This is a genomic window from Gemmatimonadetes bacterium SCN 70-22 (assembly GCA_001724275.1).
Lineage (GTDB): Bacteria > Gemmatimonadota > Gemmatimonadetes > Gemmatimonadales > Gemmatimonadaceae > SCN-70-22.
In genome coordinates, this window is record MEDZ01000004.1 from 13,570 (window position 1) to 30,574 (window position 17,005).

Sequence of the window (17,005 nt, forward strand, 5' to 3'; positions counted from 1 at the left end):
AGGGAGGCGGGCTACGCCCGCTCGGCGCCCGTCGTCCCGCCGTCTCGCCCTTCGCCGCGCCATTCCCGGCGGCCCATGTGCCGCCGCCAGTGCCGCCAGTGCCGACGGGGTCGAGGGGGGAGGCCGAGGCCCAGCTCCTCGCCGAGCCGCAGCTCCTCGCCGAGCCGCAGCTCCTCGCGCGGTCGATGAGTGTCGACTGGGCGGACGAGCCCGAGCTCCCGTCGCCGTCGGTCGACGCAGCGGTCGCTTCACCGGCCGATGGAGCGGTCGATTCAGCGGTCGACGCAGCGGTCGACGGAGCGGTCGACGGAGCGGTCGACGCAGCGGATGAGCCACGCCGCACCTCGCTGTCGGCGACCATCGACCGCTCCGACGAGCCCCCCACCCGGCGAGATGAGTGGGGGTGGAGCGAGGCCGACGCCCTCGGGGATGTGGCGGCCGTCGAGAACGAGCCCCGGCTCGACGCCGGTCGGTCAGGAGACGGGGGACTGGTCGGAAGGGGACTGCCCGATCCGCTCCCGGGGCGAGCGGGGGAGCTCGAGGAGGAAGCGATCGTCGACCCTGCGTACGTCGCGCCGGCACTCATCCCGGACGTCGCGTCATCCCACACCCCCGGCGAGGCTCCGGGGGAACGCCAGGTGCTCGAGGTGGGGACCGGGGGGGGCAGGGGCGCTGCGCCCGATACGTGGGAGGCGAGCGTCGGGCAGGGTGGTGCGCCGCCCCAGGAGGGCGAACGCGGAGCTCCGGCGCCGGTGGCGGAGGCGCCGGACGAGGGGCGGGAGCGTGTCGCCGAGCTCCTCGAGCAGGTGGCGGAGCGCGTGCGCAGGGGCGAGATTGTGCCCGTGACCGACGCGAACGCGGGACCGGCGGCCGTGCTGGCGAGCGTGCTCGCGTCACTCCTTTCCGCCAGCAGATAACGTTCGCGCTCGCTCGTGCCCGTCGTACACATCGAGGTTGCAGGCCGGGTCCAGGGGATCGGCTTTCGCGGGTTTGTCCAGGACCGGGCGAGGGCGCTGCAGCTGGCGGGGTGGGTGCGCAACCTTTCGAGCGGCAACGTCGAGATCGCCGCGTCGGGGAGCGAGGAGGCGCTGCGCGCGCTTCTGGCGGCAGTGCGCGAGGGCCCCCGCGGGGCCGAGGTGAAGCAGGTGATCTCCCTGGTTCCCCAGCCCACGCTCGAGTTGCCGCATCCCTTCACCGTCCTCAAGTGACCCGGGGCGACTCGCCGGCCATGGCGCTGCGCGCCGCCATCCGCGCCGCCATCCGTGACATCCCCGACTATCCCAGGGCCGGGATCACCTTCAAGGACATCACGCCGCTCCTCGGGGACGGGGGGCTCTACCGGGCGTCGTGCGACCTGCTGGCCGTGCCGTTCCGGGCGCTCGGCGTCACGCACGTGCTCTCCGTGGAGAGCCGGGGCTTCCTGTTCGGCGGTCCGGTGGCGGTCACGTTAGGCGCCGGGCTCGTCCCGGTCCGCAAGCCGGGCAAGTTGCCGTATCGGACGACGCGCGAGGATTACGCCCTGGAGTACGGCACGGACGCCCTCGAGGTGCACGTGGATGCGCTGGGGGCTGGCGCGCGCGTGCTCGTCGTCGACGACGTGCTGGCGACCGGGGGGACCGCAGCGGCGGCGGCCCGCCTCTCGAACTCGGATTCCTCGGCGGCCGCGCGCTCCTGCCCGGGCAGCGGGTCGAGAGTGCGGTCGTCTTCGACGGTTAGCCGCGGTGGCGTGGTGCGGGACGTCGCCTTTACCGCGCCCATCCGTCCCGGTAGATTCCCGGCGTTAGGTGCCGACTTCGCCCCCGTAGCTCAGATGGATAGAGCAGCGGTTTCCTAAACCGTTGGTCGCACGTTCGAATCGTGTCGGGGGCACTGGTGCGGACGCGGCTGGCTCGCACCGCGTGACGCATGGGGAGGGAAAGGTGACGGGGCCCCACCGCGCAGGTCGCGGTCGGGGCCCCGTGACGCGAGCCGGAGGGACGATCAGGCGCCGCGCTTGGCGTAGATTTCCTTCTCGAGCTTCAGGCGCAGCTTCTTCGCCTCCTCCAGCGCCTCGGCCTTCTTGCGCCCCTTGGCCGGGACGTAGTAGCGCTTCTGCCGGCCGGGCTCCGGGTTGATGGAGACGATGAACGCCTGGTGCCGCTTGTCCCACTGCACCCCGGTCACGCCATACCGGTTGCGGCGCGACCTCACCACCACACGCCCCGTCTGCGGCTTGCCGAGGGCCTTCTCGGTCTTGTCGCGCCAGATCACGGCCTGCGCGAACGCCTTTTTCTTGCCGCCATGCTTGTTGTCCGAGAACCACTTTCGGTGCGTCTTTCCCTCGAAGGTGACCTGGACGAGCCAGCCGTGATTGTGCTTCTCCGGCTGGTCGATGCGTGAAATGCCTTTGCGCCTAATCATGGTAAGTGGTTGAGGGTGAGGGCGCTGTGAAGGATAGCGGAAAGTCACGCAGTGACAAGGCCACACTTCCTTACACGCGCGGCGCTGCGCATCTTTGTCTCGTCCGGAAATCGGCGTGGGCCATAACGAGATTAAGAGCTCCTGAGAAACAACAGGCCGGGAGCGGGAATTCCTCACGACACATGACCAAAACAGGTGAAGCGGCGCGGCCGCAGCTCGAAGACTCGGCAGAGTCAGTAATGGACTGGGTGCGCGCGCACACGCGCCAGCTCGGCATCGGCGCCATCGTCGTCGTGGCGGCGGTCGCGGGCACGTGGGTCGTGTCTCGCTCGAACGCGACCAAGTCGGCGCAGGCGTCGCGTGCGCTCGTGGACGCGCAGCGCAGCGTGGCCGCCGGTAACCTCCCGCTCGCGGCCGCCGACCTGCAGAAGGTCGTGCAGCGCTACGGCTCGACGAACGCGGGCGTGCAGGCGCGCCTCCTGCTGGCGCGGGTGTATTTCGAGCAGGGGAAGGTCGAGGACGGGCTGAAGGCCCTGGACGAGGCCGGCTCGGCCGGGGCGCTCCAGGCGTCGCTGCACGCGCTGCGGGCCGCGGGACTCGAGCAGGCCGGAAAACCTGCCGACGCCGCGGCGGAATACCTCAAGGCGGCCGAGAAGTCGGAGTTGCCGAGCGAGCGGGAGAGCTACAAGTCGGATGCGGCGCGTGCCTTCGTGGCGGCCAACAAGAAGGATGAGGCGCTCAAGATCTGGCAGGCCATCGCCGAGGATCAGGCATCACCGCTGAACGGCGAGGCTCGCCTCCGGGTGGGTGAGCTTGGCGCGGCGGTGGCGAGCAAGTAGCCTCGCCCGCGAAAGTCGACGGCCAGCCTCGACAACTGCCAAGAACGAAGGGCCTGCTGCGAAGGTGGCGGGAGAGTGCCGGGCCGGGGAGCGACCCTCGGCCCGGCACGTTTTCTCGGCAGCAATCATACGCATAATAGGTGTTATGTAAACTTCGTCCGTGGGAAAGTGTGGAGAAACGGTGCGCCGCTCCCCTTCCTGGGTGTCTGTCATGTCGTTGTGGGTCCGGCGCTTGCGCAGCGTTGGCGCCAAGCATCGCGCGGGACGGCCGGGCGATGCGGCTCTTCTGGTCGGAATCGCGGTCTCACCCGGCCGGTGACGATGCGCCGACGGGCGTCCGGCGCATCGATGGGTCGCAGCCGCTTGGGGCCAGGCCTGGTCCTGGCGACAGTGACTCGGGGCAAGCCGGTCGGGCTCAGATTTCGCCCAACGTCCCCTCGAAGACGATGCGTCCCTCGCCGCGGAGCACCGGGATTCCCTTCTCCGTCCCTTCCGCCACCGAGGCGCGGAGCTCGCACCCCGAGCGGGTCGTCAGCGTCACGCTCCCGGGGATGAGTCCCCACGCCGTCAGGAGCGAGGCCGCGGCGACCGAGCCGGTCCCGCAGGCGAGCGTCTCTTCCTCCACCCCGCGCTCGTACGTGCGGATCGACCACCCGCCCGAGGGGGTGCGCGAGACGAAGTTCGCATTCGCCCCGTCGCGAAGCCCGGGGAGGTTCCGGAGCTCCTTGCCGCGGTGATAGACGTCGACCTGTTCGACGTCCGGCACCAGTACCACGAGGTGCGGGACACCGACGCGCGCGAACCCCATCCGTTCCTCGCCCGGAATCAGGGGGGTGTCGAAGCGCGCCTGGAGATCGGTGACCGGCACCATGTCGATCTCCGGGTGTCCGTCCACGAACCGCCCCGTCACGGGGCCTGAGACCGTCTGGAAGGCGAAATCTCCCCCGCGGACGATACCGAGCTCGGTCGCGAGCCGCGTGCTGCACAGCGCGGCATTGCCGCACATCTCGGCCAGCGTACCGTCGCGGTTGAAATAGCGCATGGAGAAGGCGTGCGTCGGGTGCGGCTCGAGGAAGACCACGCCATCGGCGCCGATCCCCGTTCGGCGCTCGCACAGCCGCCCGATCACTTCCGGGGTCGCCAGCGCGCCCGCGGACTCGCGCATCGCGTCGAAGAAGACGAAGTCGTTCCCCGACCCGCTCATCTTCCAGAATCGCCGTCCGGCCATGACTACACCCTGTTCGTGATGCCCCACCAGCGCAGACGCCAGACCATCCAGATCGCCTCGCGGACGATGCGCCTGGACATCTTGCTCTCGCCCTCGGTACGGTCGACGAAGACGATGGGGATCTCCACGATCCGGAACCCCTTGCGCCACGCCCGGAAGCTCATTTCGATCTGAAACGCGTAACCGTTTGACCGGACGTCGGTTAGGTCGATCGCCTCGAGTACTTTCCGGCGGAAGCACTTGAATCCGCCCGTGGCGTCGAACAGCGGAAGCCCCGTCACGATACGCGCGTAGATGTTCGCGCTGTAGCTGAGCATGAGGCGTGAGATGGGCCAGTTGACCACCGTGACCTTCCCATCGCGGTACCGCGAGCCGAGCACCAGATCGGCGTCCTTCGCGCTCTCCAGGAACTGCGGAAGGTGAGACGGATCGTGCGAGAAGTCGGCGTCCATCTCGAAGACGAGCTCGTAGTCCCGCTCGAGCGCCCACTTGAAGCCGGCCAGGTAGGCGGTCCCCAGCCCCATCTTGCGAGGGCGGTGGAGGATGTGGACGCGCTGGTCGCCCGCGGCGCGCTCGTCGACCAGGGTCCCCGTCCCGTCGGGCGAACCGTCATCGACGACGAGCACCTCGAGCGACGGAGCTTGCGAGAGGACCGCGTCGATCAGGCGAATGACGTTCTCCCGCTCGTTGTACGTCGGGACGATGACCAGCGCCTTTTCAGACACGTCGAGCCCCTCGTCGGTCGGCCCACAGCCCCATGGCGAACAGGAGGAGCGCCAGCGCAACGGCGACGAACGTCACCCCCTTCCCGGTCTCGTATGCCGGGTTCGTGAAGCGCAGGTCGATGGCACGCGCCCCCGTCGGCAAGGCGACGCCGATGAGCGAAACGGCCGCCTTGCCGATCGTGGCGGCCTTGCCGTCCACGGTGGCTGTCCATCCGGGATACCAGTTCTCGGACACCATGAGCGCCGATCCCTCGGGGGCCGGCGTGTCGAGCTCGATGCTCACCCGGCCCGGCTCGTACCGCTTCACGCTCGCCTTGATGGTCAGGGGCTCAGGGAGAGCGGTGATCGACTCCCCCTGCACTGCAGCCGAGGTGTCGAAGATCGCGGCGCGACGGACGTCGAAGCGCGGGTCGAGCACGGTGCCGAGCACCGCGGCCTCGTCGCCCTTCACGATGACCGGGGCGACCCAGGCATACGAGGTCTCCATCGGGATCTCGTGCAGGTACAACTCGCTTCCCGCGGCGTCGCGCGCAGGGCCGGCGACCAGCTTCAACTCGGGGATGCCGATGTTCTCCGGCGAGTTGGTGAGCACGTAGCGCATGTTGAGGAGCCGCCAGAAGTTGGGATTTGCCACCTGACGGAATCCTTCATCCTTCCCGGCCAGCCGGTCGTACGCGCCAAGCTCGTTGCCATGGTAGCCCAGAACCGACGAGATGCCGTGCACCATCAGCCCGTCGTAGTTCAGCAAGGGATCGTGTACCCCCTCGGACGGCGCGGTCTGGAACGACAGGACGCGGAACGGCCCAGGCTGGCGCTGCAGGTAGTCCACGACCGGGTTGGAGCCGAACAGAACCTTGGCCGGCTCGGAGAACATCCAGTACCGGCGGGTCACGCTCCAGCAGTCGAGCGCGACGACGAGGAGGAGGATGATCCCGCCGAGGTCGCGCGAGACACGCTTCGTCGCGACGACGAAGACCGTGAGCGCGGCAAGGAGGATGAAGACCATGCTGCGGATCGCTCCCACCCTGAGCGCGCCGTCGTTGGCCAGCACCAGATCGGCTCGGTCGGGACCGGCGATGGAGAGTCCCAGGTTCGTGAGCGCTCCCAGCGCGCCGAGAGCGCCGATGACGAGGGCGGCGACGCCCCATCCCATGACGTACCGACGCCGATCCTCGAGGCGCACGATGCGCTCGGCGCCGAACGCCGCGAGCACCGCCGTGCAGAAGGACACGACGAAGAGCATCGTGCTGGGCGCACGGAAGTACTTCGTTCCGGGGACGAGGGCGTATACGAGGGAGTAGAACGGGGTGTTCCCGCCAAGCGCCCACAGGAGTGCGATCACGAAGGCGCCGCCCCAAAAGCGCACGATGCGCGTGTGCGAGCGGAGGGTCCATGCGCCGAAGGCGAGGCCGGCCAGGAGGAGGACGGCGGCCCCGATGTACTCGGAGTGGAAGTGGATGCCGTTTCTCCCCCAGTACTTGTCGAGTATCCCGGAGAACTGGGGGACGACGAAGTTGAGCACCTCCTCCGTGGGCATCGAGTAGGAGATCGCGTGCTCCCACCCCTTCCCTCCCGCACGCGGCGAGAAGGGTTCGTAGGCCCGCACCGGCCAGAACTGGATGGCACCCATCACCATTCCCACGGCGACGGCGCCGAGCGCACTGGCGAGGCGAAGCATCCCGGCGCGCCTGGGCACGACGGTGTCGCTGCCGAAGCCGAGGGCGAGGAAGAGGGCGAACGCCCCGGTCACCAGCAGCATGTATTGCAGGAGCTGCGGGTGCGGCGAGAGGACCGCGAGCCCGACGACGATGGCGAGCGGGCCCCAGGCGGCGTTGCGGCCGTCGCGGACGCCGCGCACCACGAAGTAGAGGGCGAGCGGCAGGAGGGCGGCGATGAAGAGCTTGCCGTCGTGTCCCGGGGAGACGAGCCCCGCGACGTTCCCGCCCATCTGGTACGCCACGCCACCGATCACCGACGCGAAGAAGGACAGCCCCAGGGCGCGCAGGAACAGGAAGGTGAAGAAGCCGGCGAGGAAGACGTGGAGCAGCATCCCCCAGGTCATCCCGGTGTCGGTCCCGAGGAGGAGGCGCAGGAGCGCCGTCGGGTAGAACGTGTCGCCGTGCATGGCGTCGACGAATGGCATCCCCCCGAACAGGTAGGGGTTCCACTGCGGAATTTCGCCGAACTGCTTGAAGTGGCTCCGGGCGAACTCGCGGAAGGCGTAGCCGGCGATGTACTGGTCGGAGTACGGATTGACGAGGAACTTGCCGGCCAGGGCCGGGAATCCCAGCGCCAGCGTACAGACGGCGTGCACCAGGGCGGCCCACCCGAGGGCGAAGCGGGGCGCGGGAGGGGGGGACGCAGCCGATGCGGGGCCGGTGGGAACCGCGGCGTCAGGCTTGCGAGTCATGACGAGGGGAAATGGGTCGGCGCCCGCGCAAGGCGTCGGCGGCCAGGTAGCCGAGCCCGGGAAGGACTTCGAGAATCGTGAGCCAGAGGCGCGAGGTGAGCGAGATGACGCCGGCCGCCCCCGCCTGCGCCAGTCCGAGGCGGCCCAGGGCGACGATCAACGACCCCTCACGCACCCCGATGCCGCCGGGCGCGAACAGCACAATGTAGCCAGCGAGGTACGATCCCGTGAAGGCAGCGATGTAGGAGGTCGTGCGTCCCGGCGCGGCGCCGAGAATCCCCGCCACGAAGATGCGGAAGGCGATGCCGTAGAGGATCCAGGCCAGGAGGCAGCCGATCGACGCGAGCCAGAGGGCGCGGTCGGGGAGCGCGGGGAGGGTGACTTCGCGTCGCAGGATGCGCCCCGCGACGCGCGCCGCCAGCGGGATCACCCGCGGCGCAAGGACGATCCCGCCGACGAGCATCGCCCCGAGGACGATTGCGGCCCCCCGCGCCTCGAAGAACTCCGCTCCCGTCACGACGACGAGGCCGAAGCCGGCGAGGAGGTTGACGAGGTTGATGACGAGCGCCGAGCCGGTCGCGGCCAGCACCGAGACGCCGCGCTGCTGCGCCATCACCCCCATGGCCCCGATCTGCCAGACCTTGCCCGGGAGGTAGCGTCCGAGGTTGGAGATGAACCAGATGCGAGCGGCCTGCGACCAGGGGATGTCGGCGTCCCATGCGCGGACCACCCGGCGCCAGGTCTCGACGAGGAGGGCGTACGCCACGAGGACGATCCCGCTGGAGAGGGCGAGGAGCGACCAGCGCGGCGTGAGGCGGGCTCCCGAGGCGACGAAGGCGTGCCACTGGGTGGCGATGGCGCGTCCCGCCAGCGCCACGGCGGCGAGCGCCAGGAGGGCGAACCCGATGCGGAGCGCGCTACGGCGCAACGATGGATCGGTAGAGGGTGGCGTACCGCCGCGCCGCCGATTCGGGAGCGAAGTCGCCGAGGGCCGACATGCGCCCCGCCCTGCCTAACGCGAAGCGCAGCTCGGGGTCGTCGAACAGGCGGTCGAGCGCGGCCGCGAGGGCGTCCGCGTCGCCGGCGGGCGCCAGGAGGCCGGTCTCGCCGTGGGTGATGATGTCGGTGATCCCTCCCGAGTCGAAGGCGACGATCGGCGCCTCGCACAGCTGGCCCTCGACCGCCACCAGGCCCAGCCCCTCCTCGAGGCTCGGGACCACGAGGGCGCTGGCGCGCTGGTAGAAGGCGGGGAGTTCGGTCTGCGGGCGCGCGCCGTGCCAGGTGAGGCGATCGGCAATCCCGAGTTGGGCCGCCTGCGCCTTGAGGGGGGCGGCGTCGGGTCCGTCGCCGACGAGGTCGAAGGCGACCTGGTGCCGCATCCGGGCGATGGCGTCGAGCAGGAGGGCGACCCCCTTCTGCGCATTGAGCCGTCCCACGAAGAGGACGCGGTCGCTGCTCCGCGTGGCGGCCGGATGAAAGAGCGACGTGGCCACCGGCATGGGGGCGACGAGCGGGGCGACCCCCGGGACCAGGTCGCGCACCTCGTCGGCGAGCCAGCGCGAGACCGTCGTCACGGCCCGCGAGTGGTGGAGGACATGACGGAAGAGCGGGCGCGCGAACGTCCGGGCGCGGGCGAGGCGGACGTCGGTTCCGTGCATCGTGGTCACCAGCGGGATCCCGGCGAGCCCGGCGGCCCAGGTGCCGACCAATCCGCCGGGAAACCACCAGTGCGCATGGACGAGGTGCGGGGCGAAGGCGCGCCGCTCCCGTGTCGCGGCGGCGAACTCGGCGCCGAGGAAGCCGACGAGGGCGAACTTCGCCAGCCAGGAGCGCTGCACCTCCTGCGCCATCTCGCCGGTGTAGGCGAGGTTCTCGTAGCGGCGCGGCGCGTAGTGGAAGCGGTCGACCGGAATTCCCTCGAAGACGTCGTGCTCCGGGAGGGCGTCGGCGGCGGGCGCCACCACCTGGACGTCGACCCGCTCCTTGCGGAGGGCGACCGCCAGATGCAACAGGAACGACCCGGCCGCGTCTCCGGGGACGCGCGGGTAGGAATGCGTGAGGAAGAGGACGCGCAGCGTGGGCGCGTCAGGCATCGTGGTGCCCCTCGCGCCGGGGGGCCCCCGGGGGCGGCGCCCCGCGCGCGTCACCCGGGTCCATCCGGCGCTCGTCGGCGACGCGCCGGAGCTCGCGCACCTGGGCCCGCAGCCCGGCCACCTGCTCACCCAGGAGCCCGGTGGCGAAGAAGACGGATCCGAGGATGAGGCACGTCTGGATCACCGTCCAGACGGCGCGCACGCCGACGCCGGTGATCGCGAGCCAGGCCAGCGCCGCCACCCCGGCGAGTGCGCCCACGGCGAAGAGCGCTGCCCCGAGCATCCCGAACAGGAGGAGCGGCTTCTGGGCGAAGCGGAGCTCGAACCACACCGAGAGCATGTCGAGGACGCCGACCGGGATGCGGCCGAGCCCGAACTTCGACCGGCCGGCGTGCCGCGGATACAGCGGGACGGGGATCTCGGTGACGGTGTATCCCTGCGCGGCGGCGATGACGATCATGTACCGATGCCAATCGGGGCGCGTGGGGAGGATCTCCATGATCTCGCGCCGGTAGGCCTTGACGCTGTTGAGGTCGCGGACCGGGACGTGGAAGAGGGCGCGACTGAGCCGGTTGTACACCGACGACACGAAGGCCTTTTCGTACTTCCCTTCCTTGAAGCCGGTCACCATGTCCGCCTCGTCGGCGAGGATCGGGGCGACGAGGCGCGGGATGTCGGCCGGCTTGAACTGCAGGTCGGCGGGATAGAAGACGAGGATGTCGCCTCGCGCCGCCAGGTATCCGGTGCGGAGGGCATCGGCGATGCCCCGGCGCGCGCGATGGCGGGTGGTGCGCAGGAAGGGGTAGCGCGCGCGCAGCTGTTCGAGGACGGCCCAGGTCGTGTCGACCGACCCGTCGTCGATGACGATGACCTCGACGCCATGCGGAAGGCCGGCGAAGGCGTCGGCCGCCTGCTCCATGAAGAGCGGGAGGTTCTCGGCCTCGTCCTTCGCCGGGACGAGGACGGAGACGCGGATGGGCGGCGGGGTCATACCCGCTTGCGCATGCGCGCGGAGAGCACCCCCAGCTGGTCGCGGTACTTGGCGACGGTGCGCCGTGCAATGTTGACGCCGTTCTCGCGCAGGATGTTCACGATGGCCTGGTCGGTGAGCGGATTCCGTGCGTCCTCGCTGGCGACCAGCTTCTCGATCTGGTCCTTGATGCCGCGCGCCGACACGTCCTCGCCCCCGGTGGTGCTCAGCCCGGACGAGAAGAAGAACTTGAGGGGGAGGACGCCGCGCGGCGTCTGCACGTACTTCTCGTTCGTGACGCGGCTGACGGTGCTCTCGTGCATGGAGATCACCTCGGCCACCTCGCGCAGGGTGAGGGGCTTGAGGTACTGCACCCCTTTCTCGAAGAAGTCGCGCTGCCGGTCGACGATGTAGTTCATGACCTTGAGCATCGTCTGGCGGCGCTGCTCGATCGCCTGGATCATCCAGTTGGCCGAGTTGAGCTTGGAGGAAATGAACTCCTTGTTCTCGCCGTCGAACTTCTTCTTGTCACGCGCGATGTCCTGGTACGCCTTGCTGAGCCGGAGGCGCGGGAGGTTGGCGTCGTTGATGAAGACGTGGTACTCGCCGTCGATCTTCTCCACGACGAGGTCCGGGACGATGTAGCCGTCGTTGGCGACGCTGTAGCGCAATCCCGGCTTGGGGTCGAGCTTGGCGATCTCGTCGGCGGCGTGCTGCACGTCCTGGGCGCTGATGCCGAAGCGCTTCGAGATCTCGCTCCAGCGGTGGGCGATGAGCTCGTCGAAGGCGTCGTGCACGAGGCGAAACTGCAGCGTCCCCTCCTGCTGGAGGTCGCGCAGCTGCAAGAGGAGGCACTCGCGGAGGTCGCGCGCCCCGACCCCGGGCGGGTCGAGCGTCTGGACGATGCGCAGCATCTCCTCGGCCTCGGCCGGGGTGTACAGCGGGAGCGTGCCCTCGAACCCCTCGCGCTCGGCCGCGCGGGCGACCACCTCGTTGATGCCGTCGAGGATCTCGTCGATCGCGCAGGTGAGGTAGCCGTCCTCGTTGATGTTGCCCGCGAACTCGTCCGCCAGCAGCAACTGGCGCGGGGTCAGCTCGAGGAGGGAGATCTGGTCCTTGAGGTGGTCGTCGAGGTCGCGCCGCTCCACCGAGACGGGCTCGTAGTACTCGCGCTCCTCGTGCTCCTCGCGCACCCCGCCGGTCTCGAAGCCGTCGAGCAGGATCTCTTCCCAGTCGATCGTCTCGTTGTTGACCGACTCCCGCTCCTCCGGCGGCGCGGTCTCCGGTTCCGCCAGGTCGACCGGCCCCTCCTCGCCCTCGCGCTCCTCCTCCTCCGAGTCGTCCTCGTCGGGCTCGGTCATCTCGAGGAACGGGTTGTTGAGGAGTTCCTGCTTGAGGTGCTGCTGGAGGTCGAGCAGCGGCATGTAGAGCAGGTCCATCGCCTGGTACAGGCGTGGATTGACCTTCAGCTCCTGCCGGAGCGACGTGCTCTGGCTGAGCCCCGTCTTCATGCGGGCTGCCCCTCCCTCTCGGCGGCGAAGCGGGTGCGCAGGCGTGCGGTGAGCGTCGGCCCCAGGTAGATGCGCGAGACCTCATCGTCGAAGACGAGGTCGCGCACGGTCCCGGAGACTTTCACCTGGCCGTCGAACATGATGTAGGCACGGTCGACGATATCGAGTGTCTGTTCCACGTTGTGGTCGCTGATGAGCACTCCGATACCGCGATGGCGCAGCCCGGCCACGATCGTCTGGATGTCGTGGACCGCGATCGGGTCGACCCCGGCGAACGGCTCGTCGAGCATCATGAACTTCGGCTGGGAGACCAGCGCCCGGGTGATCTCGAGGCGGCGCCGTTCCCCCCCGGACAGCGCGTAGGCCTTGCTGTGCCGGAGGTGCTTGATGCTCAGTTCGTCGAGCAGGGTCTCCAACCGAGATCGACGCTCCTCCTTCGTGATTGGCAACGTCTCCAGGATGGCCAGGATGTTGTCCTCGACGGTCAGCTTGCGGAAGATCGACGGCTCCTGGGAAAGATAGCCGATGCCGCGGCGCGCGCGCTTGTACATCGGCATCCGGGTGATTTCCTCGCCGTCGAGGTGGATCGAGCCGCTGACCGGCTGGATGAGGCCGACGATCATGTAGAACGTCGTCGTCTTCCCCGCCCCGTTCGGGCCCAGCAGGCCGACGATCTCTCCCTGCTGGAGGTGAAGGGCGACGTCGTGCACGACGCGGCGCTTGCGATAGATCTTGACGAGCCCCTTCGCCTCGAGCGTGCTCCCCGCGGGGACGACCGCGACCTCACCGGAGCGACGGGCGGTGGGCGACGGACCCGCCGCCGCCGTGGCGTGCTCGCCGGTGAGGCGAAGGGTCTCGGCCACGTCGACGCGCTGGGGGGCGACCTCATCCCAGAGGGACTCCGCGACGCGAATCTTGGCGCCGACGTCCTGGTCCCCCGGGATCGGGTAGTCGATGAGCCGCTGCGCCGCGAGGCGCGGGAGGACCGATTTCTGGAGGAAGGTCCGGACCTCGTCGAGCGACAGGCGCCCCGCCTCGCGGTCGGCGTCGCCCCCCTGCGACCGGATGGCGGCGAGCCAGTCGTCGCGGAAGCGGATGGCGACGTCGTTGAAGATGGCGACGCCGTCGGCGTCGCACTCGCTGACGACGGCGTGCAGGCCGAAGGCGACGGACCGATCGCCGCCGGCGCGCTGCTCGATGAGCGCCTTGATGCGCGGTGAGAGGGGATCCGGGGTCATGGGCGTCGGACGGCGTTAGGCGGGCGCCTGGCCGGCGGCGTGTTGCGGCCGGGGCGGCGTGTGGGAGTGCCGGGCTTGGCGGCCGCCGTATCGGCCACGGCCTCGAGGAAGATCCCCGAGGCGGAATCGACGACGGTGACGGTCTGCACGTCCCGCTCCTTGAAGTCGACGATGATCTGTCGCCCCCTGACGTAGTTGATTCCCGGCTTGTCGGCGGCCTTGCTGTTGGGCACCTGGTAGAACGAGCTGGCGTTGCCCGACGCGAGGAGGTCGCGGATCCGGGGGCGCGACGTGGTATCGCCGGCGGCGGCCGAGTCGAAGCGGGCGACGATGGTGTCGCCACGCAGCCAGTCGCGCTCGGCCGAGCGGACCTTCGTGCTGTCCGGATCACTCTCCGCGTAGGCGGCACGCACGGCGTACATCTCGCGGATGCGCTGGCCGGGCATCCGCACGTCCAGCGAGTCGGCAATGACGGTGCGCTCGGGCGTGACGGCGGAGGCGGCCCCCGGGCCGAAGGCGAAGGCGCGCTGCAGCTGGTTGTCCTTCACTCGCAGGTCGATGGTGTCGGACGAGAGCGTGAGCTCCCGGCTCACCGCGACCGCCGAATCCCGGGCCACGACCCGCTCCACCAGCTTGTTCCGGGCAAAGACGTCGATGACCTTTCCCCGCAGGGTGAAGGCGTCCTTCCCCTTGCTCTCCACGTACGGCTGCTTCATGAGGCGCGCGAACTGGCGCCGATTGTCGAGCTCGGCCGAGTCGCCGCGGGCCATCAGGTCGGAGCGGTCGAGCTGCACCGTCCCCCAGGCGACGAAGACGGAGTCGCCCTCGCCATTGATGTTGTCGGCCGTGAGGAGGACCGGCTCGCCGCGCCGCTGGCCGAGCGAGTCGGCCTCGTAGAGCTTGAGCGTGGGGCGCATGGTGGCCACCATGCGCGCGCGCGCGCGGACCCCGCGCACGGCGCGGTAGTACTCCGCGCGCGGTCCCGTCATCGACGCGGAGTCGGGCATCACGGCGTAGACGTTCCCCTCGGCCAGGAGCCGTTCTTCCGCCCGGAAGTAGGTCAGCTTGTCGGCATCGAGGTGCACGCGCTTCTCCCGGTACTTCACGTTCCCGAGCAGGTAGTACAGCTGGTTCTGGTCGTAGAACTCGGCCGAGTCGGCGGTGATCGTGATCCCCTGGGTCGGGCAGCGCCCGGTGAAGCCCCCGCCGAAGTACGAGGTGTACTTCTGGGAGATGGGATCCTTGATGAACTGGGACCGGTCGCCCTCGATCTCCAGGAGGCAGCGCTCGGCGGGGCGCTCCTGTGGGCGCGGGGCGGCCGGGGGGGCGACGAACGCCGACTCCACCGGGGCGCCCGCCACGCGGCGCACGATGCTGTCCATCCGGATGAGCGGGATCGAGTCGGCGGGCATGATCGGGCCGGCCACCGGTGGCGGCGGCGCGGGGGGGCGCCGGCCGAGCCGCATGCAGCCGGCGGTGGCCGCCAGGAGCACGATCGAGAGGAGGACGCGGAGGCGACTCACGACTTGGGGATCGTGATCCGGCTGCCGCGCGAACGGGTGGAACGCAGCACGCGCACGTTGTTGAGGTCCGGGTCGCCGATGAAGCCGATGCCCTCCGTTACGCGCCCATTGGGCTCGGTGATCACGAAGGCCGAGTCGCTGGCGATCTCGTTGCGGCCGGGATCGTAGCGCAGGTGGGGGGTCTGGATCTTGCGCCCGTCGGTGGCGACGACGACCACGTCGCCGCGCGCCTCCATGTTCCCCAGGCGCACGTTGTAGCTGCCGGTCTTCGAGGTCAGGACGGCGTCCTTCTCCCCGCTCACCTTGTAGAAGGTGGTGTTGACCTTGCGCAGCTCGGTGCGGGTGTTCTCGTCGTACATGTAGGCGGTGTCGGCCACCAGTTCCGCCCGGCGGATTCCCCCGTCCGTGAGGAAGAACTTCACGCCGAACAGCACCTGGTCGGCGGAGTCGGGGACGACGCTGGCCTGCCCCACGACGGGCGGGGCGGCGTCCTTGCAGGCGGCCAGGAGGGCCGTTCCGAGGAGGAGCGCGAGGAGGCGAGGCATCAGGCCACCCCCGCGCGCATCAGGTCATGGAGGTGGACGATGCCCACGACGATTCCGGTGTCATCGGTGACCGGCATCGCCATGATGCCGAATTGCTCCATCCGGTACACCGCGGCGCTGGCAAGTTCCTGCGCCTGCGCGGTGCGCGGCGTCCGGGTCATGACGCGCTCGAGCGGGACGACGAACGGGTCGCCCTCGCGCTCCATCAGGCGCGTGAAGTCGCCGGCGGTGAAGACGCCGAGGAGGCGCCCGTCGGCGTCGCCCGCGACGACGATCCCGCGCCGCCGGGCAAGGAGGACCGCGACCTCCCGCATCGTCGCCGAGGGCGGGAGGATGGGGAGGCGCTCGCGCTCCATCAGGTCGCGCACGCGAGTCAGGAGCTTGCGGCCGAGCGAGCCACCCGGGTGGACGCGCGCGAAGTCCTCGCGCTGGAACCCGCGGCGTTCGAGCAGGACGACCGCCAGGGCGTCGCCTAACGCGAGTGCGACGGTCGTGCTGGTGGTGGGGGCCAGGTCGTGCGGGCACGCTTCCTCGCGCACCCACGCATCGAGCGTGGCGTCGCATTCCCGCGCCAGCGACGAGGCGGCGTTGCCGGCGATGCCGATGGTGCGCACGCCGAAGCGCTTGAGGTGCTCCAGGAGCACCAGCACCTCGTCGCTCTCCCCGCTCTTCGAGAGGAGGATCGCCACGTCGTCGCCCCCCACCAGGCCGAGATCGCCGTGCAGGCTCTCCACCGGGTGCAGGAAGCTGGCCGGTGTCCCGGTCGAGGTGAGGGTGGCGGCGATCTTCCGCCCGATCAGCCCGGACTTGCCGACCCCGGAGACGATCACGCGGCCCCGCGAGGAAGCGAGGAGGTCGACGGCCCGCGCGAAGTCCTCCCCCAGCCGCCGCTCGACCTCGGCCAGCGCCTCGGTCTCGAGCCGCAGGACGCGCCGCCCCAGGGCGATCGCCTGGTCGCCGGTCATGCCGGACCGTCCCCGTTGCGCGAGGCCACGTAGGCCTCCACCAGGGTGTCCCACTCGCCTCGCGCCTTCAGGAGCAGCTCGGCAAACTCGCGCACGGCGCCGTCGCCTCCCTTGCGCGTCAGCCGCAATCGCGCCGCCTGGAAGACCTCCTCGGTGCAGTTGGCGACCACCACCGGGAGCCCGACCTCGTGCATCACCCCCAGGTCGGGGAGGTCGTCGCCGATGAAGGCGGCGTCGGACATCGGGATGCCGCGCGCCGCGAGGATGCGGCGCAGCGCGGGGAGCTTGCGTGCGTGCGCGTCCTGCACCAGCTCGTCGACCCCCAGCTCCCGTGCGCGCAACGACACGCTCTCGGAGACGCGCCCGGTGATGATCGCCACGACGATCCCCGCCTGCTGCAACATCTTGATGCCGAGACCGTCCTGGATGTCGTAGCGCTTGCTCTCGAAGCGCGTCCCCCCCACGTCCCCGAGATAGATGCCGCCGTCGGTGAGGACGCCGTCCACGTCCAGGCCCACGAAGCGCACGCGCCGGGCGTCGTCGGGAGCCAGGTGGGGG

At 69.9% G+C, this 17,005-nt stretch carries 17 protein-coding genes and 1 tRNA gene; 4 read left to right on the top strand and 14 right to left on the bottom strand.

What is annotated here, in order from left to right; genetic code table 11:
* Positions 1 to 98: 98 nt before the first annotated feature.
* Positions 99 to 917 (top strand): hypothetical protein, encoded by an 819-nt coding sequence (locus ABS52_02980; protein ID ODT04592.1) that lies wholly within the window; start codon positions 99 to 101, stop codon positions 915 to 917.
* Between the two features lie 15 nt (positions 918 to 932).
* Positions 933 to 1,208: a hypothetical protein gene (locus ABS52_02985; protein ODT04593.1), complete on the top strand. Its 276-nt coding sequence runs from the start codon at positions 933 to 935 to the stop codon at positions 1,206 to 1,208.
* 304 nt (positions 1,209 to 1,512) lie between these two features.
* Here ABS52_02985 and ABS52_02990 read toward each other — a convergent pair whose 3' ends face one another.
* Positions 1,513 to 1,758, bottom strand: a complete 246-nt coding sequence (locus ABS52_02990; GenBank protein ODT04594.1) for a hypothetical protein — start codon at positions 1,756 to 1,758, stop codon at positions 1,513 to 1,515.
* A gap of 37 nt (positions 1,759 to 1,795) precedes the next feature.
* On the opposite strand from ABS52_02990, the gene ABS52_02995 reads away from it, so the two are divergent.
* Positions 1,796 to 1,869 (top strand) — tRNA-Arg (locus ABS52_02995).
* Between the two features lie 111 nt (positions 1,870 to 1,980).
* Here the strand turns inward: ABS52_02995 and ABS52_03000 are convergent.
* Positions 1,981 to 2,400 (bottom strand): hypothetical protein, encoded by a 420-nt coding sequence (locus ABS52_03000; GenBank protein ODT04595.1) that lies wholly within the window; start codon positions 2,398 to 2,400, stop codon positions 1,981 to 1,983.
* Positions 2,401 to 2,639: 239 nt separating this feature from the next.
* On the opposite strand from ABS52_03000, the gene ABS52_03005 reads away from it, so the two are divergent.
* Complete coding sequence (locus tag ABS52_03005) at positions 2,640 to 3,239, top strand: hypothetical protein (protein ID ODT04596.1); 600 nt, start codon at positions 2,640 to 2,642, stop codon at positions 3,237 to 3,239.
* 415 nt (positions 3,240 to 3,654) lie between these two features.
* Here ABS52_03005 and ABS52_03010 read toward each other — a convergent pair whose 3' ends face one another.
* The 12 genes from ABS52_03010 to ABS52_03065 all read right to left on the bottom strand — a co-directional run bounded on the left by ABS52_03010 (position 3,655) and on the right by ABS52_03065 (position 16,998).
* A complete protein-coding gene (locus tag ABS52_03010; GenBank protein ODT04597.1) occupies positions 3,655 to 4,467 on the bottom strand; it encodes a diaminopimelate epimerase in 813 nt (270 codons plus the stop codon).
* Between the two features lie 2 nt (positions 4,468 to 4,469).
* Positions 4,470 to 5,192 (bottom strand): dolichyl-phosphate beta-D-mannosyltransferase, encoded by a 723-nt coding sequence (locus tag ABS52_03015; GenBank protein ID ODT04598.1) that lies wholly within the window; start codon positions 5,190 to 5,192, stop codon positions 4,470 to 4,472.
* Positions 5,185 to 7,506, bottom strand: a complete 2,322-nt coding sequence (locus tag ABS52_03020; protein ID ODT04599.1) for a hypothetical protein — start codon at positions 7,504 to 7,506, stop codon at positions 5,185 to 5,187. Before ABS52_03020 ends, ABS52_03015 begins: the two co-directional genes overlap by 8 nt.
* Positions 7,507 to 7,585: 79 nt before the next feature.
* A complete protein-coding gene (locus tag ABS52_03025; protein ODT04600.1) occupies positions 7,586 to 8,530 on the bottom strand; it encodes a hypothetical protein in 945 nt (314 codons plus the stop codon).
* Positions 8,520 to 9,749 carry a hypothetical protein gene (locus ABS52_03030; GenBank protein ODT04601.1) on the bottom strand — a complete coding sequence of 410 codons (1,230 nt, stop codon included), beginning with the start codon at positions 9,747 to 9,749 and terminating at the stop codon, positions 8,520 to 8,522. The genes ABS52_03025 and ABS52_03030 overlap by 11 nt, the downstream gene beginning before the upstream one ends.
* Positions 9,688 to 10,686 carry a hypothetical protein gene (locus ABS52_03035; protein ID ODT04602.1) on the bottom strand — a complete coding sequence of 333 codons (999 nt, stop codon included), beginning with the start codon at positions 10,684 to 10,686 and terminating at the stop codon, positions 9,688 to 9,690. Before ABS52_03035 ends, ABS52_03030 begins: the two co-directional genes overlap by 62 nt.
* Entirely contained in the window at positions 10,683 to 12,176 is a 1,494-nt protein-coding gene (locus ABS52_03040) for an RNA polymerase sigma-54 factor (protein ODT04603.1), read from the bottom strand. Before ABS52_03040 ends, ABS52_03035 begins: the two co-directional genes overlap by 4 nt.
* Positions 12,173 to 13,039: an LPS export ABC transporter ATP-binding protein gene (locus ABS52_03045; GenBank protein ID ODT04795.1), complete on the bottom strand. Its 867-nt coding sequence runs from the start codon at positions 13,037 to 13,039 to the stop codon at positions 12,173 to 12,175. Before ABS52_03045 ends, ABS52_03040 begins: the two co-directional genes overlap by 4 nt.
* A 371-nt stretch (positions 13,040 to 13,410) precedes the next feature.
* The gene (locus ABS52_03050; protein ID ODT04604.1) at positions 13,411 to 14,937 is read right to left on the bottom strand and encodes a hypothetical protein; all 1,527 of its coding nucleotides are present in this window, start codon (positions 14,935 to 14,937) and stop codon (positions 13,411 to 13,413) included.
* Positions 14,934 to 15,482, bottom strand: a complete 549-nt coding sequence (locus ABS52_03055; protein ID ODT04605.1) for an LPS export ABC transporter periplasmic protein LptC — start codon at positions 15,480 to 15,482, stop codon at positions 14,934 to 14,936. The genes ABS52_03050 and ABS52_03055 overlap by 4 nt, the downstream gene beginning before the upstream one ends.
* On the bottom strand, positions 15,482 to 16,447 hold the full coding sequence (locus tag ABS52_03060) for a D-arabinose 5-phosphate isomerase (protein ID ODT04606.1): 966 nt from the start codon (positions 16,445 to 16,447) through the stop codon (positions 15,482 to 15,484). The genes ABS52_03055 and ABS52_03060 overlap by 1 nt, the downstream gene beginning before the upstream one ends.
* On the bottom strand, positions 16,444 to 16,998 hold the full coding sequence (locus ABS52_03065; GenBank protein ID ODT04796.1) for a hypothetical protein: 555 nt from the start codon (positions 16,996 to 16,998) through the stop codon (positions 16,444 to 16,446). The genes ABS52_03060 and ABS52_03065 overlap by 4 nt, the downstream gene beginning before the upstream one ends.
* Between the last annotated feature and the right edge of the window lie 7 nt (positions 16,999 to 17,005).

Coding starts and splice junctions, on each gene's coding strand:
- ABS52_02990 (ODT04594.1), bottom strand. CDS start 1,758: ATGGGCGCGGTAAAGGCGACGTCCCGCACCACGCCACCGCGGCTAACC.
- ABS52_03000 (ODT04595.1), bottom strand. CDS start 2,400: ATGATTAGGCGCAAAGGCATTTCACGCATCGACCAGCCGGAGAAGCAC.
- ABS52_03005 (ODT04596.1), top strand. CDS start 2,640: ATGGACTGGGTGCGCGCGCACACGCGCCAGCTCGGCATCGGCGCCATC.
- ABS52_03010 (ODT04597.1), bottom strand. CDS start 4,467: ATGGCCGGACGGCGATTCTGGAAGATGAGCGGGTCGGGGAACGACTTC.
- ABS52_03035 (ODT04602.1), bottom strand. CDS start 10,686: ATGACCCCGCCGCCCATCCGCGTCTCCGTCCTCGTCCCGGCGAAGGAC.
- ABS52_03040 (ODT04603.1), bottom strand. CDS start 12,176: ATGAAGACGGGGCTCAGCCAGAGCACGTCGCTCCGGCAGGAGCTGAAG.
- ABS52_03055 (ODT04605.1), bottom strand. CDS start 15,482: ATGCCTCGCCTCCTCGCGCTCCTCCTCGGAACGGCCCTCCTGGCCGCC.
- ABS52_03060 (ODT04606.1), bottom strand. CDS start 16,447: ATGACCGGCGACCAGGCGATCGCCCTGGGGCGGCGCGTCCTGCGGCTC.